We start from the raw sequence: 22,736 nt of genomic DNA on the forward strand, positions 1-22,736 counted from the left end.
AAAATGAAGGCACTGGAGGATGAATAACGATGCGAGCTGTTCAACCGGTATTGTCTCTAGAAGAAAAGCAATTGCTTGTCGCAATTTTGTTTCGCAACCATTTTGCGATTGAATTGGTTGTGAGCGAAATCAATGATATTGAATGCGGAAAAAAAGAGTTTGATTTATGTACATACAAAAAATTAGTGGAGCTTTATGACAAAATCCGTTCGCATACGTAACCTGTATCCTTGTGAGGACCAGTTTTTGAGTGTGAGAGGCATCTGAACGATGCTCTTTGCAAGAGCATCGCTTTTCGCAGAAATGTAAGTTTATCGCGTGATAAAACGCTTACATAATGATATCATAAAATAGGAAGTTTCTTTTTGGTAAATGGAACACATTTTCCAGATCATATGTTATGATTAAAATGAAATGTCAAAGTGAGAGGAAGAAACGAATGACAAAAGTTTTTTCTGAAGAATTTACAAATATTTCGATTAAAGATTTGATGATACCTGCAGACAAAGTGGCTCATGTCCAAATGGGAAATAACTTAGAGCATGCATTATTAGTGTTGACGAAAACAGGCTATACAGCTGTTCCGGTTTTGGATGCTCAATATCGCTTGCACGGGCTGATTACGACGAATTTGATCATGGATTCAATTTTAGGATTGGAACGAATCGAATTTGAGCGTTTGCAAAATATGAAAGTAGAAGAAGTAATGAACAAAGATGTTTCCAGATTGAATGTATCGGATGATTGGATGAAGGCGCTGAAGCTCGTTATTAATCATACGTTTGTATGTATAACGAATGAGGACGGTGTTTTAGAGGGGATTTTTACAAGAAGGGTCATCTTAAAAAAGCTCCATAAACAACTAATGATATTAAATTCCAGGTTTCCCAAATAAAAACGCCCTTGCCGGCGTTTTTATTTCATATTGGCTCAATAGTTTCGAATCCATCCAACCTTCAAATAATGAAAATATAGATATTGTTTTTTTGGGAAAGTAATTGAACGAATGCGAATGCTATGGCAAAATGAATTCATGCTTACAAACGATTGAAAGTGATTTTCAAATGAGGTGATCGTGATGAAAGAGGCGCTTATTGAAAAAGATAGGGGGAAACTAGACCATAAAGAAACAAAGCGTCCGTTCGTTTTAGCTGCCGTCATGCTGGCAATGTTTATGGCTGCAGTTGAGGCAACGATCGTTTCCACAGCAATGCCTGCCATTGTCGCAGAAATTGGCGGTTTTTCAAAATATAGCTGGATTTTTTCTTCCTATTTATTAATGAATTCCGTAACGATTTTAATATATGGTAAATTGGCGGATTTGTTTGGAAGAAAACCGATTTTTGCTTTTGGCATCATTATTTTTTTAATTGGCTCTGTGCTTTGCGGTCTCGCCGATTCGATGGAAACTTTAATTATATACCGTTTTATACAAGGGATTGGAGCCGGAGCTGTGATGCCAGTCGCCACAACAATTGTCGGCGATATTTATACAGTAGAAGAAAGGGCCAAAATACAAGGATATTTGTCCAGTGTATGGGGAATTTCTGCAATAATCGGTCCCGTTTTAGGTGGCTTGTTCGTTGAGTACATAAGCTGGAAGTTTGTATTTTGGGTGAATGTTCCTTTAGGCATTTTATCAATGGCAGGAATCGGTCTGTTTTTGAATGAACGCATTGATAAGAAAAAGTCGAGCATTGATTATGCAGGCGCCATGTTCATGCTTATTGCGATCAGCTTGTTGATGATCGTCCTTGTCGAAGGAGGAGTCCGCTGGTCTTGGACTTCCTGGGAGGTTGCGGTGTTATTAGCTGTTGCATGCTGCTTCTTTATATTGTTTATTTTTCAGGAAAATCGGGCCGATGATCCGATGATGCCGCTTTCGCTTTGGAAAAATCGCTCCATTTTGCTTGCGAATGTAACGTCCTTGACGACCGGGATGATGCTTATGGGCATTTCCACCTTTTTGCCGACATTTGTGCAAGGTGTTATGGGAAAATCGGCAATGGTGGCTGGATTCACGCTGACAACGATGTCAATCGGATGGCCGATTGCTTCAACAGTAGCGGGGAGGATTTATTTAAAAGCCGGCTTTCGTGCCACATCAATTTTAGGAGGCATTTTTTTATTGGCCGGCAGTCTTGTCTTTGTTATGCTTTCAGCAGATGACGGACCTGTTCATGCTATGATCGGCTCTTTTTTACTCGGCGTCGGAATGGGGCTGACATCGACCTCGTTCATTGTATCGATTCAATCGGCAGTTGATTGGAAAGAACGCGGAATTGCCACCGCCACCAATATGTTTATGCGAAATCTCGGCAACACCGTCGGCGCCGCTTTGCTCGGCGGGATTTTAAACAGCAAGCTGCAAACATATTTGGAGGAGCATAGTGCTGGAAAAAACTTAAACATTGATTCGGCCAACAACCTATTGAATCCAGAATCAGATCTTTCCGATCCTATAAAAGAGGTTCTTGAGTCTGGTTTGAGCATTGCTCTTCACCATGTTTATTTCGTCGTCTTTTTATTAGCAATTTTGAGCGTTCTTTTTATTTTCTTTCTTCCGAAGAGAGAATTAAAATGAATGTTTTTTGCTAAACTTGTTATGACGGAAAAGCAAAAATATTTTATAATGTTTTTGAACTATTGAATCCACTAAGGAAAGGGTTTAGCGATGCAAATTTCGGAATTGCAAATCCTTGTGACTTTGTCTGAAGAAAAAAATATGAGAAAAGCGGCTGACCGACTTTTTGTTTCCCAGCCTGCTTTGTCGCAGCGTCTTCAGTCGATCGAAAAAGCATGGGGATTTAAAATTTTTTTGCGCTCACAAAAGGGATTGACTCTTACACCGGCAGGAGAAAAAGTTGTCCAGTTTGCAAAAGAAATGATTGAAAAGGAAGAGAAGGTAAGAGAGGAAATCTCTGTTTTGGAAGGAGAAGTGTACGGGACGTTAAAGCTTGCAGTGGCATCTATAATCGGCCAGCACTGGCTTCCAAAAGTTTTGAAAAAATATGTACAAAAATACCCTCAGGCGGAAATTTCACTTATAACCGGGTGGTCAAGCGAAATATTAAAATGTTTATATGAAGATGATATTCATATCGGAATCATACGCGGAAACCCTGATTGGAAAGGGTTTAAACAGCATTTGCTGGAAGATACTTTGTATTTAGTTGACACAGAAATTCAAAGCATCGATGATTTAGTACACACAGAGCGGCCTTTTATTCAATTTAAAAGTGATTCTACATACTATCAAGAAATACAAGAATGGTGGCACAGGCAATTTAAAAACCCGCCAAAAAGGACAATTGTCGTTGATCAGATCGAGACGTGCAAGCAAATGGCGTATCATGGTATCGGCTTTGCGATTTTGCCTTCTGTCAGCATTGATGAAAAGGATGGTTCGATCTTTCGACTGCCGCTCATTGATCATGAAGGAAAGCCGATTAAAAGGGATACTTGGTTGATCGGGCATGAATCATCGTTAAAGCTTAAACAAGTGCAGGCGTTTATGGAAATCGTCCATCAATTTATTAATGAATGATAAATTTGCTTGTCAATTGATTCTTTTCTTTGATACAGTAATGGGGGTACAGAAAAACAGAGAGGAGTATTGCGATGAAAATGATGGATGCAAACGAAATTATTTCATTTATACAAAACAGTAAAAAAACGACTCCTGTAAAAGTTTATGTAAAAGGTCAATTAGAAGGAATCAACTTTGGAGAACAGTCCAAAACATTTATTACTGGAAACACAGGCATCATCTTTGGAGAATGGTCTGAAATTGAACAAGCACTAGCAGAAAACAAAGATAAAATTGAAGACTATGTTGTTGAAAATGACCGCCGGAACTCAGCGATCCCGCTTCTTGATTTAAAAGGCGTAAAAGCAAGAATTGAACCAGGTGCAATCATCCGTGATCAAGTGGAAATCGGCGATAATGCGGTCATCATGATGGGGGCAGTGATCAATATCGGCGCTGTCATTGGTGAAGGAACGATGATTGACATGAATGCAACATTGGGCGGCCGTGCAACGGTTGGTAAAAACTGCCACATTGGTGCCGGAGCGGTTTTAGCTGGTGTAATTGAGCCGCCTTCTGCAAAACCTGTCGTAATCGAAGATGATGTTTTGATCGGAGCAAACGCCGTCATTTTAGAAGGTGTAAGAGTAGGAAAAGGCGCGGTTGTTGCAGCTGGTGCTGTTGTAGTGGAAGATGTTGAACCGTACACAGTTGTTGCAGGTGTTCCTGCGAAAAAAATTAAAGATATTGACGAAAAAACGAAAGCGAAAATTGAAATTAAGCAAGAATTGCGGCAGCTCTAAATTCGAAGCGTGGACAGCGTCCACGCTTATCCTTTAGGAGGGGACTCATATGAATAAGGATGCGCTTATTGCCATTCGCCGTGATTTGCATAAAATACCTGAACTCGGATTTCAAGAACATAAAACACAAAAATATTTATTAGATTATATTCATTCGCTGCCGAACGAAAGGCTTGAAGTGAAAACATGGAGAACAGGTATTTTCGTGAAGGTCCATGGAACAAATCCTCGAAAAATGATAGCCTACCGGACAGATATTGACGGATTGCCGATTGAAGAAAAAACGGGGCTTTCATTTCAATCAGAACATCCAGGCTTGATGCATGCTTGCGGTCACGACTTTCATATGACGATCGCTTTGGGGGTTTTAACTCATTTCGCCTATCATCCGATTCAAGATGATCTGCTATTCATCTTTCAGCCGGCAGAAGAAGGGCCCGGCGGTGCAGAGCCGATGCTAAACAGCGAGATTATGCAACAATGGATGCCGGATATGATCACTGCGCTTCATATTGCTCCAGAGCTTCCGGTTGGAACTATCGGAATGAAGCCTGGACTACTTTTTGCTAATACGTCCGAGTTGTTTATCGATTTAACCGGGAAGGGAGGCCATGCCGCTTTTCCGCACACGACACATGATATGGTCGTCGCTGCTTGCGCCCTTGTCACCCAGCTGCAATCCATCGTTAGCCGCAATATAGATCCTTTGGATAGTGCTGTAATTACCATTGGAAAAATTGCAAGCGGCACGATACAAAATATAATTGCGGATCACGCCAGATTGGAAGGAACGATTCGCACATTTTCTGTCGAATCGATGGAAAAAGTGAAAAAGCGGATTGAAGACATGGTCAAAGGTATAGAAATCGGCTACCAATGCAAAGCAGAAATTGACTGGGGTTCGATGTATTATCAAGTGTGGAATGATGAAGCGTTATCAAAAGAATTTATGGAGTTTGTCCAGAATGAAACAGAAATTCGACTCCACGTATGCAAAGAAGCGATGACTGGGGAAGATTTCGGCTATATGCTGGCGAAAATTCCAGGATTTATGTTTTGGCTTGGAGTTGATTCTCCTTACGGCCTTCATCATGCGAAGCTTTCACCAAATGAACAAGCAATCTTTAAAGCGGTCGATCTTATTTGTCAATATTTTGAATGGAAAGGCAATAAATAGAAGATTCATAGCCTCCTGCATAAAGCAAGAGAAAAAATTAGAAATACGTTCTATACAAACACGAAGTCATAATTAAAAAGGAAAGGGGATGAGAGATCATCCTCTTTCCTTTTGCTGCTCGTTCTTATGAATCATCACTTGATGAGGGAACGGAATTTCGATGCCGTTTTCATCAAGCACTTCTTTCAGCCGTTTCCGGAGCTTTCTTTCAACAGCCCACTGCTCCATGTTTTTCGTTTTGGCGATGATGCGGATAATCACATCAGACGTGCCGAAATTTTGCACGCCTAAAACGTCCGGACCTTCCACAACCTCTTCAGTTTCTTTTGCAAATTGGTCGCAAGCTTCTTGAAGAATGGACATGACCCGATTTAAGTCTTCATTATACGATATGCTGATATCAACAAGGGCTTGCATATTTCCTCTAGAATGATTGGAAAGGCCGACAATCTGCCTGTTTGGAACATAATGCAATGTGCCGTCAAAGCCTCGGATTTGCGTCGTTCGTAAACCAACAGCTTCCACAATGCCTGAATAATTGCCTGTAGTGACATAATCTCCAACATCAAGTTGTTTTTCTAGGAGAAGGAAAAATCCTGTCACAACATCGCTGACGAGCCCTTGAGCTCCAAAGCCGATCGCAAGACCAACAACCCCAGCCCCGGCTAAAAGCGCTGTGACATTGTAGCCAAACACTTGAAAAACAGTAACAATAAAAATGAAAAACAGGGCATAATGAAAGAAATTCAAAACTAATGTTTGCAGCGTTTTAGCCCGCGTGATGGAAATTTCCTTCCGATTCTCAAGCCCCTCAAACATTTTGTAAATAATTTTATTGCCGATTGATTTGACGATAATATATGCAATGTAAATTCCAATAAGCTTGGCCAAAACTTCTCCTGTTTTTAAAGCCAGATCAGCCCAATCAATAGATTCAAAAAAGTTCAAAACCATTTCCCCTTTCTTTTCAAGCCAATCATTTGGTTATTTGACGGGATCATGTTAAACTGAATGTACAGTTGAAAGTTTAACATAGAAAAAGGAATTTTCAATGATTGTTACATTTTTTTAATGATAGCGGCGAAAATTGGAAATAGTATTATTGTTCTCTTCACCGCAATGAAAATGTAAAACAGATTATTTAAATTAATTATTACTTAAAATTGACTAAAATTTTGTTGTTATATATAATAGTAATCGGAGGAAGGATATTGAGAAAATACTCAATTCATTCTCATTTGTTTTTGAAGGAAACGATCAAAAAGTTTCCTTTAAAATAAAATTTTAAAATGGAGGGTTACATAATGGCAGAGCGTTTGGTTGGTAAACAAGCTCCACGTTTTGAAATGGATGCCGTTTTGCCAAACAAAGAGTTTGGTAAAGTAAGCTTGGAAGAAATCATGAAACAAGGAAAATGGACAGTTCTTTTCTTTTATCCAATGGACTTCACTTTCGTTTGTCCAACTGAAATCACAGCTATTTCTGACCGTTATGAAGAATTTGAAGATCTTGATGCAGAAGTAATTGGTGTATCAACTGACACAATTCACACACACTTAGCTTGGATTAAAACTCCTCGCGAAGAGAACGGTTTAGGCGATATTAAATATCCGCTTGCAGCAGATACAAATCATCAAGTATCAAGAGACTACGGCGTTTTAATCGAAGAAGAAGGAGTTGCTCTTCGCGGATTGTTCATCATCAATCCAGAAGGCGAACTTCAATATCAAACAGTATTCCATAACAACATTGGCCGCGATGTTGATGAAACATTGCGTGTACTTCAAGCGCTTCAAACTGGCGGACTTTGCCCAGCAAACTGGAAGCCTGGTCAAGAAACGCTTAAAGCATAATGAAGCTTTTCATTCAAAGGGCCTAGCAGTACGTTAGGCCTTTTTTCAAACGATTATTTTTTTGATATTCATTCTTCAAGGAGGAAACGGAAATGAAATTACGTGAGCCAATGCCTGAATTAGTCGGAGCAACAACTTGGCTGAATGGCGAAGTAACGAAAGAGCAATTAATCGGTGAAAAACCAACATTAATCCATTTTTGGTCAATCAGCTGCCATTTGTGTAAAGAAGCAATGCCGAAAGTAAATGAGTTCCGCGATCAATATAAAGATAAACTGAACGTAGTAGCTGTTCATATGCCTCGCTCCGAAAAGGATTTAGATATTGATGATATTAAAAAAGTAGCGGAAGAACACGGGATTACGCAACCGATCTTTGTTGACAACGAACATAAATTAACCGATGCTTTTGAAAATCAATATGTACCTGCATATTATGTTTTTGATAAAAACGGCATTCTTCGCCACTTCCAAGCAGGAGGAAGCGGAATGAAAATGCTGGAAAAACGTGTTAATCGGGTGTTAGCGGAAACAGAAAACGCTGAATGATTCAACCATCTGCAAAACATTGCAGGTGGTTTTTCATGTGCGCCCGGCATGGGTGTAATCTATAGGGTGAAAGTCCCGAGCTGCGAAGGCAGAAGTAGCAGTTAGCTTAACGCAAGGGTGTCCGTGGTGACGCGGAATCTGAAGGAAGCGAGCGGCAAACTTCCGGTCTGAGGAACACGAACTTCATATGAGGCTAGGTATCACTGGGTGAGTTTGCATGACAAAACAAAGCCCTTTCTGCCGAAGGTGATACAGAGTAAATGAAGCAGATGGATGGAAGGAAAGATTACACTCTTACCCGGGGAGGTCTGGCTGGCACGCCAAGTAACCTTGGTAACCTATCTAGTGATAGATAGCTGAACAGTCAGAAGTCAGCAGAGGTCATAGTACTCTTTCAAGCTCGAGATGGAAGAGGAAGGACTGAACAATTAAGGAGAACGAATCGCTAGGCGTTCATCTTCTGTGTTGAAGCAGACAATCCGATAGGACTTACTTGAAGGAGGAAGTGGTGAATCCCACGGGGGACTTCAAGAGGGTGGAGCAGAAGATGGCACAAATAGAAGGATTCGTTCACGTGGAGAGGATATCTAATGTTGATGGAACTGATTTTGTCACGGGAAAATCTCATAGCGGCATTTAAAAGAGTTTTACAGAACAAAGGAAGTCACGGAGTAGATGGCATGTCCGTAAAAGACCTACGAAGACACCTCTACGAAAATTGGGACTCCATTCGACAGTCGTTGAGAGAAGGAACCTACAAGCCCTTACCCGTCCGTCGAGTCGAAATCCCGAAACCGAACGGTGGAGTAAGGCTTCTAGGGATCCCTACCGTGACGGATCGTTTCATCCAACAAGCGATTGCCCAAGTGTTGACGAAAATCTTTGATCCGACCTTCTCGAACCATAGCTATGGTTTCCGCCCAGGTAGAAGGGGACATGATGCGGTTAGGGAAGCAAAGGGTTATATCAAAGAAGGATATCGTTGGGTAGTCGATATAGACCTAGAGAAATTCTTTGACAAGGTGAATCACGACAAACTGATGGGGATCTTGGCGAAAACGATCAAAGATCGAATTCTACTGAAGGTAATTCGCCGGTATCTTCAATCAGGCGTGATGATCAATGGAGTGGTAATGGAAACGGACATGGGAACGCCTCAAGGCGGCCCGCTTAGTCCACTTTTATCAAACATCATGCTTCATGAATTGGATAAAGAGCTTGAGAAACGTGGACATAAGTTTGTTCGGTATGCGGATGACTGTAACATCTATGTGAAAACAAAGAAAGCAGGAATTCGTGTCATGAACTCCATTACGAACTTTATAGAGAAGGAGTTAAAGCTCAAGGTAAATAAAGAGAAATCGGCGGTAGACCGTCCTTGGAAACGGAAGTTTCTCGGTTTCAGCTTCACACTCAATAAGACTCCAAAGGTACGGATTGCGAACGAAAGTGTGAAACGTTTGAAGAACAAGATCCGTGAAATTACATCAAGGTCGAAACCGTATCCAATGGAGAAAAGGATTGAGAAACTGAATAAGTATTTAATGGGATGGTGCGGATATTTTGCCTTGGCAGAAACACCAAGTAAGTTCAAAGAATTTGATGAATGGATTAGACGAAGGCTTCGGATGTGTTTGTGGAAAGAATGGAAAACCCCGAAAACAAGAATTCGGAAACTCAGAGGATTAGAAGTTCCAAGCCATAAAGCATTCGAATGGGGCAATACACGCAAGAAATATTGGCGGATTGCCTGCAGTCCCATTCTACACAAAACCCTCGACAACTCCTATTGGAAGCGTCGAGGGTTAAGAAGTCTATTCGAAAGATATCAAGCACTACGTCATACTTAATTGAACCGCCGTATACGGAACCGTACGTACGGTGGTGTGAGAGGACGGGAGTTAATCGCTCCCTCCTACTCGATTTTAGAAATACCTTTCCGGCTTTGAAAGGACTTGTTTTTATTGCTTCGAAGCTTTCAAAAGATAAGCATCTCCATTTTCCATTCATCTGACATCCTTTTTCCAGCTCTCAATCCTAAAGAAATGATTCACATTCCAAATCACAACATGCTATAATAAATGATGCTAGTTTGAACAAAAAGGAGCATAGGTGGATGGCAAAACAATCACAAACTTTTTCCATTATGAATCTATTAAAGGTGCTTTTGGCTGTCATCGTTATCCTTTTCCTATTTTATTTGCTTGCGTTTAACGACGTCGTCGTGCGTTTTATATCTCTGCTATTAAATGGATGTTTAGTTGTTCTCGCCTTCCTTGTCTATCGGAAAATAGACTATATGATAAAGATGAAAGAAGAACGAAAAGAGCCTATTCAAACCGAAAAGCTGCCTGATGAAACAGAAATGGCGCGAAAAGAACAGCAATTAAATAAACTGGAGCTTGATAAAACGCAATTGTTGGAGGAGCTATTAACAAAAGCCGGTATCGAAGAGGAAGAAAAACAAAAGTACCGAGCCAAAATTAGAGAAAAAGAGGATGAAGCTTCAAAGCTTCAACAAGAGCTGGCATTCATGAAAGGCCGGATTGCCAACTTGATTTTAAAAAGAGATCCTGAGATCGAGCGGATTGTCCTGCTGCTTGATGCAGATTTTATATTAAATCATTCGTTAGTGGAAATTAATCAAAGGTTTCAGGAAATTAGCGGCAGTTTTTCTGGACAATCCATCGAGCATTTGAAAAAGGCTAATTATATTGATCAACATTTGCAATTTACTCGAATTGGTTATCGTGAATTATTAAAGACAGCAAAAAGGATCAATTAACCGTTAGCTTGTATTTTTCTATATTTTATGATTTAATGAAATTAAATGAAAATTTCATAATATTAACATACCACTAGGGGAGCCGAAAGGCTGAGAAAGGCGTGTGCCTTGACCCTTTGAACCTGATCTAGATCATACTAGCGTAGGGAAGTGGTGCAGTAATATCGAAACCTGTCTATGGGTTTTGTATATACTTGCCCGTTCCCTTATATTGGGAACGGGCTTTTTGCATGTGCGCCCGGCATGGGTGTAATCTATAGGGTGAAAGTCCCGAGCTGCGAAGGCAGAAGTAGCAGTTAGCTTAACGCAAGGGTGTCCGTGGTGACGCGGAATCTGAAGGAAGCGAGCGGCAAACTTCCGGTCTGAGGAACACGAACTTCATATGAGGCTAGGTATCACTGGGTGAGTTTGCATGACAAAACAAAGCCCTTTCTGCCGAAGGTGATACAGAGTAAATGAAGCAGATGGATGGAAGGAAAGATTACACTCTTACCCGGGGAGGTCTGGCTGGCACGCCAAGTAACCTTGGTAACCTATCTAGTGATAGATAGCTGAACAGTCAGAAGTCAGCAGAGGTCATAGTACTCTTTCAAGCTCGAGATGGAAGAGGAAGGACTGAACAATTAAGGAGAACGAATCGCTAGGCGTTCATCTTCTGTGTTGAAGCAGACAATCCGATAGGACTTACTTGAAGGAGGAAGTGGTGAATCCCACGGGGGACTTCAAGAGGGTGGAGCAGAAGATGGCACAAATAGAAGGATTCGTTCACGTGGAGAGGATATCTAATGTTGATGGAACTGATTTTGTCACGGGAAAATCTCATAGCGGCATTTAAAAGAGTTTTACAGAACAAAGGAAGTCACGGAGTAGATGGCATGTCCGTAAAAGACCTACGAAGACACCTCTACGAAAATTGGGACTCCATTCGACAGTCGTTGAGAGAAGGAACCTACAAGCCCTTACCCGTCCGTCGAGTCGAAATCCCGAAACCGAACGGTGGAGTAAGGCTTCTAGGGATCCCTACCGTGACGGATCGTTTCATCCAACAAGCGATTGCCCAAGTGTTGACGAAAATCTTTGATCCGACCTTCTCGAACCATAGCTATGGTTTCCGCCCAGGTAGAAGGGGACATGATGCGGTTAGGGAAGCAAAGGGTTATATCAAAGAAGGATATCGTTGGGTAGTCGATATAGACCTAGAGAAATTCTTTGACAAGGTGAATCACGACAAACTGATGGGGATCTTGGCGAAAACGATCAAAGATCGAATTCTACTGAAGGTAATTCGCCGGTATCTTCAATCAGGCGTGATGATCAATGGAGTGGTAATGGAAACGGACATGGGAACGCCTCAAGGCGGCCCGCTTAGTCCACTTTTATCAAACATCATGCTTCATGAATTGGATAAAGAGCTTGAGAAACGTGGACATAAGTTTGTTCGGTATGCGGATGACTGTAACATCTATGTGAAAACAAAGAAAGCAGGAATTCGTGTCATGAACTCCATTACGAACTTTATAGAGAAGGAGTTAAAGCTCAAGGTAAATAAAGAGAAATCGGCGGTAGACCGTCCTTGGAAACGGAAGTTTCTCGGTTTCAGCTTCACACTCAATAAGACTCCAAAGGTACGGATTGCGAACGAAAGTGTGAAACGTTTGAAGAACAAGATCCGTGAAATTACATCAAGGTCGAAACCGTATCCAATGGAGAAAAGGATTGAGAAACTGAATAAGTATTTAATGGGATGGTGCGGATATTTTGCCTTGGCAGAAACACCAAGTAAGTTCAAAGAATTTGATGAATGGATTAGACGAAGGCTTCGGATGTGTTTGTGGAAAGAATGGAAAACCCCGAAAACAAGAATTCGGAAACTCAGAGGATTAGAAGTTCCAAGCCATAAAGCATTCGAATGGGGCAATACACGCAAGAAATATTGGCGGATTGCCTGCAGTCCCATTCTACACAAAACCCTCGACAACTCCTATTGGAAGCGTCGAGGGTTAAGAAGTCTATTCGAAAGATATCAAGCACTACGTCATACTTAATTGAACCGCCGTATACGGAACCGTACGTACGGTGGTGTGAGAGGACGGGAGTTAATCGCTCCCTCCTACTCGATTACAAGACTGGTTGGCAAACCATTTTTCAAAACAAAATGTTAAGAAAGGGGAGACAACGTGTTACAAACGCTATTTCAGCAAATTGATGAAAGGGAAGAAGAACTTCTGAATCTTCTAAAAACACTCGTATCGTTTGAAACGCCGAGCCCTCCGGCAAGAAATGCAAAAGAGGCTCAAAAGTATGTCGCCTCATATTTGGAAGACATCGGCTTTTCCATTGATCAATGGGATTTATATGAACAAGATCCAGTCGTAGTAGGAACGAAAAAAGGAAAAGATCCAGAATATTACCACAGTTTAATTATTAACGGGCATATTGATGTCGCTTCAATCGAAGAGGGAGAAGAATGGCTAACGCCTCCTTTTGAGGCAACGGTTAAAGGGGATTACATATACGGACGCGGTGTAGCGGATATGAAAGGGGGAATGGCTACCAGTCTGTTTGCATTAAAGCTGCTGCAAGAAAACGGCATTGAGCCGGGAGGGGATATCATTTTTCAGTCCGTCGTCGGAGAAGAAGTAGGCGAAGCAGGAACAAAATCGTGCTGCGACCGGGGATATCGAGCTGATTTTGCCATCGTTGTCGATTCAAGCAACTGTGAAATACAAGGGCAAGGCGGGGTGATCACGGGCTGGATTACGATTGAAAGCCCCGAGACATTTCACGATGGCACGAGAAGACAAATGATTCATGCCGGCGGGAAGCTTTTTGGGGCAAGCGCGATTGAAAAAATGATGAAAATTATTGAAGGACTGCGAGAGCTTGAACAGCATTGGGCAGTGATGAAAACGAGCAAAGGCTTTCCGCCTGGTTCTGCCACAATTAATCCTGCAGTGATTGAAGGTGGAAGGCACGCCGCTTTTGTGGCCGATAAATGTTCCCTTTGGATTACCGTTCACTATTACCCGGAAGAGCATTATGTAGAGGTGATCCGGGAAATTGAAGAACATATCCATCATGTTGCAATGGCTGATCCATGGCTTCGGAAATATCCTCCGAAATTTAAATGGGGCGGCACATCGATGATTGAAGATCGAGGAGAAATTTTCCCAGCTTTTTCATATGACGAACATTCACTCGGAGTGAAAACATTACAAAAAGCACATAAACTGGCATTTAATGAGGAAGCAAAGCTGACGATGTCCCCTACTGTGACAGACGGCGGCTGGCTGAGTGAAGCGGGAATTCCCGTCGTTTTATATGGACCGGGCACGCTTGAAGATGCACACTCGGTGAATGAAAAGCTGTCCATCCCCCAATTAAAAACATTTACAAAATCGCTGATCGCGTTTTTATTTGATTGGTATCAGAAAAAACGATGACAATTACAAAAGCTGCGAAAGGGGTAATTCAAATGTTTACAGACCGATTGTACAAAACTGCAAAACCGATTTGGGAAGCGAGTTACCATCATCCGTTTGTTCAAGGAATCGGCAATGGGACGCTGGATATCGACAAATTTCGCTTTTTTATGGAGCAGGATTATCTTTATTTAATCGATTACTGCCGCCTGTTTGCCCTTGGAAGCTTAAAAGCTCACAATCTTCAAACAATGACAGTTTTTGCTGATCTTCTACATTCGACGTTAAAAGTGGAAATGGATTTGCATCGTCAATACGCAAAAAGAATAGGAATAGAGAAGGAAAAATTAGAACAAGTTCAGCCTGCTGCTACAACCGTTGCATATACGAGCTATATGTTAAATGTGTCGCAGCGAGGATCATTGGCAGAACTGGTTGCCGCAGTCCTTCCATGTACATGGAGCTATTATGAAATCGGCACTCGCTTACATGAGATTCCTGGTGCTAGTGAACATGAGTTTTACGGCGAGTGGGTAAAAATGTACGCATCAACAGAATTCGGTGAATTGGCAAAATGGCTGAAAGATTTAATGAATGAGCTTGCAGAAGGAAAACGGGAAGAAGAATTGAAATGGCTGGAAGATATTTTTGTCACAACGAGCAAATACGAATATATGTTTTGGGAAATGTCTGAACGAAAAGAAATGTGGCCAATCGAAATCAATTCTTAATATAGTCCTGCGGTAATATGTCAAGGTGAAAAATCATAGAAATTGGAAATTCCCTTGTCCGATGATCCGAAAAAAGGCAATACTGAAGAAACCCAGTATTAGTACATGTAATAAACTGGGTCTAAAGGTTGATATTGGTATACCAGATCGATCCTCTTATCGATCTTCCCCCTTTCTTGGCGTGTAGATTTGACCGTTGCGTAGCAGCGCATCGATCACACGCACGAGTTTTCTAGCGGTGAGGACGAGGGCTCGTTTATGTTGGTGTTTGGGCACTTCCTCATACTTCTTCCGGTAGTACGCACGAAACGTCGCATCATGCCGTTGTACCGAGTTGGCAGCCTCCACTAGGTAGTAACGGAGATAGCGATTGCCGGAACGAATGAGGGAGGTGTCCTCGGCTTGAAAACGGCCCGATTGGTGCTTGGACCATGTCAAGCCGGCATATTTTGCCAAGGCGGCCTGATTGTGAAACCGCTCGATTTGCCCGATTTCGGCCAGGATGCCTGCGGTATAAACCGGTCCGATGCCTGGGATGGTTTGCAGTGTGTTCGGAATGCCTTCAAGATGGCGGGTAATGGCTTTATCGAGCTCTTTGAGCTGCGATTGCAGGCTGCGGATTGATTGAATCGACAGCCCTAACAGCAAGTCGATGGAATCCTCGACACACTTGGACAACCGATACGACGAACGGGCCGCCTTTTGAATCGACTTGGCGATGCATTCCGGATCGGCAAAGCGATTGCGCCCTTTTTGGCGCAGGAAGTCGGCCAACTGCTTGACATCCATTTGGCAGATGTCATCGAGGCTCCACGACTCAAGCAGCAGTTCGAGAATGGCATGTCCGAAGATCGAACTGTCCACCTCTTGGGTAAAGGAACTGCATTTGTAAAACAAGTGCTGGAGAAAATACTGTTTCTCACGGGTTAACTGGTGGACGAGATGATATCGCATGCGTGTCAGTCGCTGAAGCGCGAGAAACTGCTCCTTGAGGACAGCCGTCATCTTCAGACGGCCGAAGCGAAGCCGATCCGCAATGATCCAAGCATCGATGTCATCCGTTTTCTCCAAGTCGACATAGGCTTCTTTAAACTTGCGAATGAGCTTTGGATTGATCGTAAACACCTTGACGTTCCAAGCCTGCAAGGTCTCCTGCTGGTGGAAAAACATAGCTGGATGCCAACTGTAGACCGAGGTGGCTTCCATCCCGATCAGAATTTCGGTTGGCTTTCGCTTGTTAGCCCACAGGAGGATTTGATCCCGAAGGAAGGTGGCGCCCAGAAGATGATTATCCACTTTGAAGCGTGCGCACGTATTTCCTTCATGATCCATAATGCAGGTGGCTAAGTCGCGTGAGCTCACGTCGATCCCGACGTAGAGTTTCATGAGATCACCTCCTATTGTTGTAGGATCGAGGGGTTGGACTCTTCGGGATGCCCCCGGATCGCGCCTGTTGACCAGTCACCCTCGCATATGAGAACTCACGTTGGACCATGGGCTGCCCTGGAAGCTGCTCCTTCCAGCATGGGGAAAACCAACGGGAACAGCCTGCGGGTTAGACGTCCAAACAGGGGCCGGGGAGACAGACTTTACAAGTAGTCGAAGCTACAGGAGTGAGAAGAGTATCCCCGATGATCCTAAGACCATTATCCAGGAACATTGCGAAAAGTCCAACCCCGGTACGCTGAACCCTTTGTGGGAGGGGCGCGCCCCTCCCACAAAGGTAACCACCCAAGATATGCGATTGTCAAGGAGCGTATCGGACTGGAAATTCGATAAAAAAACTTTCTGAAACTTAGTATACGAGGAGAGAATGAACATGAAATTTACTGAAAAAATTCGAACAAAAGCAGATCCGATATGGCAGGCCAGCTTCGATCATCCATTTGTAAAAGGTATTGCTGATGGGAGTTTGCCGCTTGAATGTTTTCGTTATTACGTTTTGCAAGATTCGTATTATTTAAGCCATTTTGCAAAAGTGCAATCGTATGGAGCGGCAAAAGCAAACGATTTATATACGACATCGCGAATGGCTCAGCATGCACAAGGAACATTTGAAGCGGAATTATCTCTTCATGAAACATTTGCCAAACAGCTGGGAATCACAGAGGAGGAGAAGGCGAATTTTAAGCCGGCCCCAACGGCGTACGCCTATACTTCCCATTTATATCGCGCGGCGATCAACGGTCACTTAGGCGATATTATTGCTGCAATACTTCCGTGCTATTGGCTATATTACGAAATTGGCGAAAAATTAAAAGATGCGAAGCCGAAAGAACCGATTTATCAACAATGGATTGCGGCTTATGGGGGCGATTGGTTTAAGCAGCTTGTCGAAGAACAAATTGACAGGCTGGATGAAATCGCACAACAAACGATAGAAGCCGATCTAAAAAGAATGGAAGAGCATTTTATCATCAGCAGTCAATATGAATTAGCGTTTTGGGAAATGGCTTACCGTTTAGAAAAATGGGAAGTGGAACCAAAAATCAGTCAATAAAGGAGTTTGATCATAATGAAAGGATTAAAACTGACAGACATTCTAGTAACAATTGTTATTTCGATCGTTTTTGGAATTGTTTATAAACTATGGGGACCGCTTTACTATGCGGTCAAGCCGATCGGGCTGCATGTCGACCAGCTCATATACGGTATGTGGTTTATTGCTGCGACGGTCGCTTTTCTTATTATTCGCAAGCCTGGAGTAGCGCTGATAGCGGAAACAGCTGCGGCATCTGCAGAATTTATAACCGGCTCTGAATTCGGCATAGAGGTTCTTCTTTACGGAATCGTCCAAGGACTATTTGCAGAGATCATTTTTGCGATTTTTCGATATAAAAAGTTTAATATCGGTGTTGTCATGCTGGCTGCAGCCGCTTCAGCAGCTGGTTCGCTAATTATGGATCTTTATAAAGGCTATATAGATGACTTAGTATTTTGGAACTTGCTATTATTCATTGGAGCTCGATTGATTGGCTCAATCATTATTGCCGGCGCGTTTGCCTATTATCTAGTGAAATCTTTGGAAGCAACAGGAGTGACTAATTTAGTAAGACCTGCGTCGCATGAAGATTATGACGCACTGAACTAGAGGTGGCAAACATGGATCTAGTATGCGAAGTGAAAAATTTACGATTAAAATATCCTGGAGAGGAATCCTTGCTTTTTAAGGATGTATCCTCTTCTTTCTATAAGGGAGAAAAAGTCTTGCTTCTTGGTCCTTCCGGCTGTGGGAAATCGACGTTTTTGCAGGTGCTAAGCGGTTTAATTCCAAAATCTATTGAAGTGCCGATGAAAGCAGAAAAAATCTTGACTCCGTCATCTTGGGGATATGTGTTTCAAGATCCTGACACGCAATTTTGCATGCCGTATGTAGATGAAGAAATGGCTTTTGTTTTGGAAAATTTGCAAGTGAAAAGAGAACAAATGCATGAAAAAATGCGAGTTTACCTGGAAATGGTCGGCCTTCATTTTGATGATCTTCATATCAGTATTCAATCATTATCAGGCGGCATGAAGCAACGGCTGGCGATCGCCACTGTTTTAGCATTGCATCCAGACGTGTTATTTTTGGACGAGCCGACTGCAATGCTGGATCCGGAAGGGACAAAAGCGGTATGGGACACGATGAAACAAGCAGCTCAAGATAAAACAGTTATCATCGTTGAACATAAAATTGATCATGTTCTTGACTTTGTCGACCGCATACTTTTATTTAATCAAAAAGGACAAATCGTCGCAGACGGTCCGAAAGAACAAATTTTTTCTCGGTATCGGAAAGAAATTCGCGAAGACGGCATTTGGTATCCCGGTGTATGGGAGGATTATCTTCGTGATAAGCAGGGGTATTACAAAAAGACCCCATTAAAAGAACAGGTCGTGATTGAGCTTGAGCAATTTAAAGGATATCGAAAGAAGGAAGTCAAAATCGATGTACCATATGGAAAGGTTCATGCAGGTGAATGGATTGCGATAGTGGGGAAAAACGGCGCCGGAAAGAGCACTTTGTTACATTCATTGATGCAGTTTATACAAACGACCGGCACTTATTTGCTGTTAGAAAAAGAAGCAAAGAAAATAAAAAAGCTTTCCAACATGCTGTCGTTCGTTTTTCAAAATCCGGAATTTCAATTTGTCACCAATTCAGTTTACGATGAAATTGCTTATTCGTTGAGGATTGAACGGATGAAAGAAGAAGAAATTCGAACAAAAGTAGAAGAAATGCTCGAATTATTTCATTTACAGAAGCACCGCCATCAACACCCTTATCAGCTTTCAATGGGACAAAAAAGAAGATTGAGTGTTGCCGCTTCAATCATTAAAAAACAGCCGATCATGCTTTTAGATGAACCGACTTTTGGGCAAGACTCATCCAATACGTTTCAGCTCTTGGAGCTTTTAGAACATTATCGCAAACAAGGGTCTACCATTTTGATGGTGACACATGATGAACAAATAGCAAAGCATATGGCGACAAGAGTTTGGCGGATCGAAGGCGGGAAGCTCGTAGAGGATGAAATTCATTCTTGTGAGGATGAGCAGATGTATGTTCAGATATAGGAGGATCTACAATGGATTTTGACATAAAAGAAACATGGCTGCATAAAATCAACCCGAGCTTAAAGCTATTGTTTCTGATCGTTTTATTTATTAGTGTTCTGTTTATTCACAACATTAATTTTTTAATCAACTACACAGTTTCCGCCTTTCTTTTATTTGCTTTTTTTACCGGTCATCCGATGAAGCGCATACTTTTATTGCTGATTCCATTCGTGCTTATTTTTGTGTCGACTGCTACCTCCATGATCTTTTTTGGAAAAGGTGAGACAACATGGTGGAAATGGGGGCTGATCCATATTACAGAAGAAAGCTTTTATCGCGGTCTTCATTTAGGATTTCGTGCCCTTATCTTCGCTCTGCTTGGGTTAATGTTTTCGTTAACGACAAGACCGGTTTTTTTATTTTATTCGTTAATGCAGCAATTAAAGTTGAAGCCTAAATATGCTTACAGCTTTATGGCAGGCATTCGTTTAATCCCTATTATGATCGAAGAGTTTCAAACAATACGGCAAGCGATGATTGTAAGAGGTGTTGAACAAAGAAAAGGCTTAGCGAATTTTTTTCATAAATTGAAAGCATACTCGATTCCGCTGCTATCACAAAGCATTCGCAGAGCGCACAGAATTGCTGTAGCGATGGAGGCGAAAAGATTTTCGAATGACACAAAAAGAACGTTTTACTACGAAATCGGGTTTTCCAAATACGATCTTTGCTTTGTCCTTTATTTTATAATCGCTATTTTGTTAAGCTACTATGCAGCTAAGATGCTTCCGTTTTTCCCGGTTACAGATGTAAGATATATTGAATAAATGGCAGCCGGCTGCAAAATGCTTTTTCATAATCGCTGCATGGTAGATTTAAATGATTGAATAGTCCCGAAAGCATCCAAGTAAAGTGATTGTCCCAACTTACGAAACGATGGACAGTGTCAAACAATTTTTTTCTGAAAAGGAACAAGAAGTAAACCATTTTGAAGCAAAAAGTGAATGAGTTTGTTTGATTAAAAAGAGCCTCTAGGGGAAACACCTAGAGGTATTTTTTTTGAAAAATCATGTTAACATTTTTTCCATATTTGTTGTATACAGGAAAGGGAATCGGTATTTTTGTTATATAAAATTACATAAATTGTTAAAAAGGGGGACAATGATGAAAAAAATTTTTTTATTTCTAACGATTTTCTCTGTAATTTTCGCAAGTGGATGTGCCATGTCTTCTGCTTTAGAGGAAAAGGAATCAAGCGATGGACAGAATAGCGAACAAAATGAAAAGGATGTTGTGAAAGTCGGTATTCTCCATTCATTAAGCGGCACGATGGCGATCAGTGAAGTTTCTTTAAAGGACGCGGAATTAATGGCGATTGAAGAAATTAACAACTCAGGCGGGCTTTTAGGGAAGAAAATTGAACCGGTTATTGAAGACGGCGCATCTGACTGGCCGACTTTTTCTGAGAAAGCAAAGAAATTACTGCAACAGGATAAGGTAGCGACGATTTTTGGCGGCTGGACTTCCGCAAGCAGAAAGGCCATGCTGCCGGTAGTCGAACAAAATAAAGGCTTGCTTTGGTACCCCGTTCAATATGAAGGAATGGAATCTTCTCCGAACATTTTTTATACGGGGGCGACCACCAATCAACAAATTGTGCCTGCTGTCAGCTGGCTGTTAAACAATAAAGGGAAGAAGTTTTTTTTAATTGGCTCGGATTATGTGTTTCCGCGCACGGCAAACAGTATTATTAAAGCACAATTAAAAGCTGAAGGCGGAGAGGTAGTTGTCGAAGAATATACACCTTTAGGACATACTGATTACAGCACGGTCATCAATAAAATGAAAAAAGTGAAACCTGACGTAGTCTTTAATACATTAAATGGAGACAGCAATGTCGCCTTTTTCAAACAATTGAAGGATGCCGGAATCACAACGAAGGATGTTACTGTGATGTCGGTCAGCATTGCTGAAGAAGAAATTCGAGGAATCGGCGGGGAAGTATTAGCAGGCCACTTAGCGGTATGGAATTATTTCCAGACAACGGATACACCAGAAAACAAAGCGTTTGTTGAAAAATATAAAGAAGCTTATGGTGAAGAGCGTGTAACGGATGATCCGATTGAGGCGGCTTACATAGCTGTTCATTTATGGGCAGAAGCAGTAAAAAAAGCGGGATCTTTTGAGGTTGAAAAGGTCAAGGAAGCTGCGAAGGGAATCGAGTACAAAGCTCCGGGCGGCACGGTAAAAATAGAAGGCGAGAATCAGCATCTGTGGAAAACAGTAAGAATCGGCGAAATTCAACCGGACGGCCAATTTAAAGAAATTTGGAATTCTGGTGAGCCGGTGAAGCCGGATCCGTATTTAAAAAGCTATTCTTGGGCTGAAAAATTATCTAAAAATAATGAATAATCTAAATTGATAGGAGTGAACAGCTTGTCAATTTTCATCAGTCAACTGTTTAACGGGTTGAGCCTTGGGTCGATCATGTTATTGATCGCCCTTGGCTTAGCTATAACGTTTGGCTTAATGAATGTCATCAACATGGCCCACGGTGAATTAATTATGGTCGGTGCGTATGCAACCTATGTAATGCAGCTCATTTTTTCTAAATATTTGCCGGAAAGCTTGTTTAATTATTACTACTTTATTGCTATACCGATTTCATTTCTCGTTGCTTCGTTTATCGGTTATCTGCTTGAAAAAGGAATCATTCGTTTTCTATATAATCGACCAACAGACAGTCTTTTGGCCACTTGGGGAATTAGTTTGATTTTGCAGCAGATTGCCAGATCCATATTTGGCGCTCCGAATGTTGCGGTTGTTGCACCTGCTTGGATGGATGGAGGCTGGCAAATATTTGGCATTACATTGCCTTATAAAAGGTTGTTGATTTTATCTCTGTCAATCGTTTGTGTTGCTTTACTTTATTATTATTTAAACAAAACGTCTACCGGTTTGAGAATAAGAGCGGTCACGATGAATAGAAATATGGCCTCCTGTTTAGGGATTTTTACAAGAAAAATAGATTCTCTAGGCTTTGCTCTCGGAGCTGGATTAGCCGGAATCGCTGGCTGTAGCTTAACTTTATTAGGACCGATCGGCCCTACAATTGGAACGTACTATATTGTCGATGCGTTTATGGTTGTCATTTTAGGAGGAATTGGCGGATTGAAAGGGACGATTATCGGCGCATTTGGCATTGGAATGCTTAGCACTGTTGTTGAATATTCCTTCGGCGCCACGATGGCAAAAGTCATTGTATTTGCAGTGATCATTTTATTTTTGCAGTGGAAACCGTTAGGTATTTTCTCTTATCGCACAAGGGCATTGGATTAGGAGGACG

The 22,736-nt window shown here is 41.8% G+C and carries 21 protein-coding genes and 1 riboswitch; of the genes, 19 read left to right on the forward strand and 2 right to left on the reverse strand.

The window, feature by feature from the left end; translation table 11 throughout:
- Positions 1 to 29: 29 nt before the first annotated feature.
- The 6 genes from abbA (at position 30) to NSR00_RS02375 (ending at position 5,509) form a co-directional block, all read left to right on the forward strand.
- Positions 30 to 221: an antirepressor AbbA gene (gene abbA, locus NSR00_RS02350; RefSeq protein WP_066247994.1), complete on the forward strand. Its 192-nt coding sequence runs from the start codon at positions 30 to 32 to the stop codon at positions 219 to 221.
- Positions 222 to 439: 218 nt separating this feature from the next.
- Positions 440 to 895 (forward strand): cyclic-di-AMP-binding protein CbpB, encoded by a 456-nt coding sequence (cbpB, locus tag NSR00_RS02355; protein WP_063386842.1) that lies wholly within the window; start codon positions 440 to 442, stop codon positions 893 to 895.
- Positions 896 to 1,078: 183 nt separating this feature from the next.
- On the forward strand, positions 1,079 to 2,584 hold the full coding sequence (locus tag NSR00_RS02360; protein WP_340786717.1) for an MDR family MFS transporter: 1,506 nt from the start codon (positions 1,079 to 1,081) through the stop codon (positions 2,582 to 2,584).
- A gap of 90 nt (positions 2,585 to 2,674) precedes the next feature.
- Positions 2,675 to 3,547, forward strand: coding sequence for a LysR family transcriptional regulator (locus NSR00_RS02365; protein ID WP_063386844.1), 873 nt, complete (start codon positions 2,675 to 2,677; stop codon positions 3,545 to 3,547).
- A 74-nt stretch (positions 3,548 to 3,621) separates the two neighbouring features.
- A complete protein-coding gene (gene dapD, locus NSR00_RS02370) occupies positions 3,622 to 4,332 on the forward strand; it encodes a 2,3,4,5-tetrahydropyridine-2,6-dicarboxylate N-acetyltransferase (RefSeq protein ID WP_063386845.1) in 711 nt (236 codons plus the stop codon).
- A 49-nt stretch (positions 4,333 to 4,381) separates the two neighbouring features.
- Positions 4,382 to 5,509: an N-acetyldiaminopimelate deacetylase gene (locus NSR00_RS02375; RefSeq protein ID WP_340786719.1), complete on the forward strand. Its 1,128-nt coding sequence runs from the start codon at positions 4,382 to 4,384 to the stop codon at positions 5,507 to 5,509.
- Between the two features lie 96 nt (positions 5,510 to 5,605).
- Here the strand turns inward: NSR00_RS02375 and NSR00_RS02380 are convergent, their stop codons facing one another.
- The gene (locus NSR00_RS02380; RefSeq protein WP_340786720.1) at positions 5,606 to 6,463 is read right to left on the reverse strand and encodes a mechanosensitive ion channel family protein; all 858 of its coding nucleotides are present in this window, start codon (positions 6,461 to 6,463) and stop codon (positions 5,606 to 5,608) included.
- Between the two features lie 350 nt (positions 6,464 to 6,813).
- On the opposite strand from NSR00_RS02380, the gene NSR00_RS02385 reads away from it, so the two are divergent.
- The 7 genes from NSR00_RS02385 to tenA (NSR00_RS02415) all read left to right on the forward strand — a co-directional run bounded on the left by NSR00_RS02385 (position 6,814) and on the right by tenA (NSR00_RS02415) (position 14,848).
- Positions 6,814 to 7,362, forward strand: coding sequence for a peroxiredoxin (locus tag NSR00_RS02385; protein ID WP_340786722.1), 549 nt, complete (start codon positions 6,814 to 6,816; stop codon positions 7,360 to 7,362).
- A gap of 92 nt (positions 7,363 to 7,454) precedes the next feature.
- Complete coding sequence (locus NSR00_RS02390; protein ID WP_063386849.1) at positions 7,455 to 7,910, forward strand: TlpA family protein disulfide reductase; 456 nt, start codon at positions 7,455 to 7,457, stop codon at positions 7,908 to 7,910.
- Positions 7,911 to 8,500: 590 nt separating this feature from the next.
- The gene (gene ltrA, locus NSR00_RS02395) at positions 8,501 to 9,760 is read left to right on the forward strand and encodes a group II intron reverse transcriptase/maturase (RefSeq protein ID WP_340786724.1); all 1,260 of its coding nucleotides are present in this window, start codon (positions 8,501 to 8,503) and stop codon (positions 9,758 to 9,760) included.
- A 266-nt stretch (positions 9,761 to 10,026) separates the two neighbouring features.
- Complete coding sequence (locus NSR00_RS02400) at positions 10,027 to 10,695, forward strand: hypothetical protein (RefSeq protein ID WP_340786726.1); 669 nt, start codon at positions 10,027 to 10,029, stop codon at positions 10,693 to 10,695.
- Positions 10,696 to 10,760: 65 nt separating this feature from the next.
- Positions 10,761 to 10,861: riboswitch (TPP riboswitch) on the forward strand.
- Between the two features lie 619 nt (positions 10,862 to 11,480).
- Positions 11,481 to 12,740, forward strand: a complete 1,260-nt coding sequence (gene ltrA / locus NSR00_RS02405) for a group II intron reverse transcriptase/maturase (RefSeq protein ID WP_340786724.1) — start codon at positions 11,481 to 11,483, stop codon at positions 12,738 to 12,740.
- A gap of 132 nt (positions 12,741 to 12,872) precedes the next feature.
- Positions 12,873 to 14,138: an acetylornithine deacetylase gene (locus NSR00_RS02410; protein WP_340786728.1), complete on the forward strand. Its 1,266-nt coding sequence runs from the start codon at positions 12,873 to 12,875 to the stop codon at positions 14,136 to 14,138.
- A 32-nt stretch (positions 14,139 to 14,170) separates the two neighbouring features.
- Positions 14,171 to 14,848 (forward strand): thiaminase II, encoded by a 678-nt coding sequence (gene tenA / locus NSR00_RS02415; protein WP_340786730.1) that lies wholly within the window; start codon positions 14,171 to 14,173, stop codon positions 14,846 to 14,848.
- Between the two features lie 156 nt (positions 14,849 to 15,004).
- On the opposite strand, the gene NSR00_RS02420 is transcribed toward tenA (NSR00_RS02415), so the two are convergent.
- Positions 15,005 to 16,234: an IS110 family transposase gene (locus NSR00_RS02420; RefSeq protein ID WP_094244838.1), complete on the reverse strand. Its 1,230-nt coding sequence runs from the start codon at positions 16,232 to 16,234 to the stop codon at positions 15,005 to 15,007.
- Between the two features lie 433 nt (positions 16,235 to 16,667).
- Here NSR00_RS02420 and tenA (NSR00_RS02425) point away from each other — a divergent pair, with 433 nt between their 5' ends.
- From tenA (NSR00_RS02425) to urtB, 6 genes are all read left to right on the forward strand, one after another.
- Positions 16,668 to 17,348, forward strand: a complete 681-nt coding sequence (gene tenA / locus NSR00_RS02425; protein ID WP_063386852.1) for a thiaminase II — start codon at positions 16,668 to 16,670, stop codon at positions 17,346 to 17,348.
- A gap of 15 nt (positions 17,349 to 17,363) precedes the next feature.
- Positions 17,364 to 17,939 (forward strand): ECF transporter S component, encoded by a 576-nt coding sequence (locus NSR00_RS02430; RefSeq protein WP_063386853.1) that lies wholly within the window; start codon positions 17,364 to 17,366, stop codon positions 17,937 to 17,939.
- Between the two features lie 11 nt (positions 17,940 to 17,950).
- The gene (locus tag NSR00_RS02435; RefSeq protein ID WP_339199645.1) at positions 17,951 to 19,408 is read left to right on the forward strand and encodes an ABC transporter ATP-binding protein; all 1,458 of its coding nucleotides are present in this window, start codon (positions 17,951 to 17,953) and stop codon (positions 19,406 to 19,408) included.
- 11 nt (positions 19,409 to 19,419) lie between these two features.
- Entirely contained in the window at positions 19,420 to 20,217 is a 798-nt protein-coding gene (locus NSR00_RS02440) for an energy-coupling factor transporter transmembrane component T family protein (RefSeq protein ID WP_066248752.1), read from the forward strand.
- Positions 20,218 to 20,554: 337 nt separating this feature from the next.
- Positions 20,555 to 21,802: an urea ABC transporter substrate-binding protein gene (urtA, locus tag NSR00_RS02445; protein ID WP_340786734.1), complete on the forward strand. Its 1,248-nt coding sequence runs from the start codon at positions 20,555 to 20,557 to the stop codon at positions 21,800 to 21,802.
- Positions 21,803 to 21,826: 24 nt separating this feature from the next.
- Positions 21,827 to 22,729 carry an urea ABC transporter permease subunit UrtB gene (gene urtB, locus NSR00_RS02450; RefSeq protein WP_340786736.1) on the forward strand — a complete coding sequence of 301 codons (903 nt, stop codon included), beginning with the start codon at positions 21,827 to 21,829 and terminating at the stop codon, positions 22,727 to 22,729.
- The last annotated feature ends 7 nt before the right edge of the window (positions 22,730 to 22,736 follow it).

It is taken from the genome of Aeribacillus sp. FSL K6-8394 (assembly GCF_038008865.1).
Classification (GTDB): domain Bacteria; phylum Bacillota; class Bacilli; order Bacillales; family Aeribacillaceae; genus Aeribacillus; species Aeribacillus composti.

Coding starts and splice junctions, on each gene's coding strand:
- abbA (WP_066247994.1), top strand. CDS start 30: ATGCGAGCTGTTCAACCGGTATTGTCTCTAGAAGAAAAGCAATTGCTT.
- NSR00_RS02435 (WP_339199645.1), top strand. CDS start 17,951: ATGGATCTAGTATGCGAAGTGAAAAATTTACGATTAAAATATCCTGGA.
- urtA (WP_340786734.1), top strand. CDS start 20,555: ATGAAAAAAATTTTTTTATTTCTAACGATTTTCTCTGTAATTTTCGCA.
- tenA (WP_340786730.1), top strand. CDS start 14,171: ATGTTTACAGACCGATTGTACAAAACTGCAAAACCGATTTGGGAAGCG.
- NSR00_RS02420 (WP_094244838.1), bottom strand. CDS start 16,234: ATGAAACTCTACGTCGGGATCGACGTGAGCTCACGCGACTTAGCCACC.
- NSR00_RS02380 (WP_340786720.1), bottom strand. CDS start 6,463: ATGGTTTTGAACTTTTTTGAATCTATTGATTGGGCTGATCTGGCTTTA.
- NSR00_RS02430 (WP_063386853.1), top strand. CDS start 17,364: ATGAAAGGATTAAAACTGACAGACATTCTAGTAACAATTGTTATTTCG.
- tenA (WP_063386852.1), top strand. CDS start 16,668: ATGAAATTTACTGAAAAAATTCGAACAAAAGCAGATCCGATATGGCAG.
- ltrA (WP_340786724.1), top strand. CDS start 8,501: ATGTTGATGGAACTGATTTTGTCACGGGAAAATCTCATAGCGGCATTT.
- cbpB (WP_063386842.1), top strand. CDS start 440: ATGACAAAAGTTTTTTCTGAAGAATTTACAAATATTTCGATTAAAGAT.
- NSR00_RS02360 (WP_340786717.1), top strand. CDS start 1,079: ATGAAAGAGGCGCTTATTGAAAAAGATAGGGGGAAACTAGACCATAAA.
- NSR00_RS02390 (WP_063386849.1), top strand. CDS start 7,455: ATGAAATTACGTGAGCCAATGCCTGAATTAGTCGGAGCAACAACTTGG.
- dapD (WP_063386845.1), top strand. CDS start 3,622: ATGAAAATGATGGATGCAAACGAAATTATTTCATTTATACAAAACAGT.
- NSR00_RS02400 (WP_340786726.1), top strand. CDS start 10,027: ATGGCAAAACAATCACAAACTTTTTCCATTATGAATCTATTAAAGGTG.
- ltrA (WP_340786724.1), top strand. CDS start 11,481: ATGTTGATGGAACTGATTTTGTCACGGGAAAATCTCATAGCGGCATTT.
- NSR00_RS02385 (WP_340786722.1), top strand. CDS start 6,814: ATGGCAGAGCGTTTGGTTGGTAAACAAGCTCCACGTTTTGAAATGGAT.
- NSR00_RS02440 (WP_066248752.1), top strand. CDS start 19,420: ATGGATTTTGACATAAAAGAAACATGGCTGCATAAAATCAACCCGAGC.
- NSR00_RS02375 (WP_340786719.1), top strand. CDS start 4,382: ATGAATAAGGATGCGCTTATTGCCATTCGCCGTGATTTGCATAAAATA.
- NSR00_RS02365 (WP_063386844.1), top strand. CDS start 2,675: ATGCAAATTTCGGAATTGCAAATCCTTGTGACTTTGTCTGAAGAAAAA.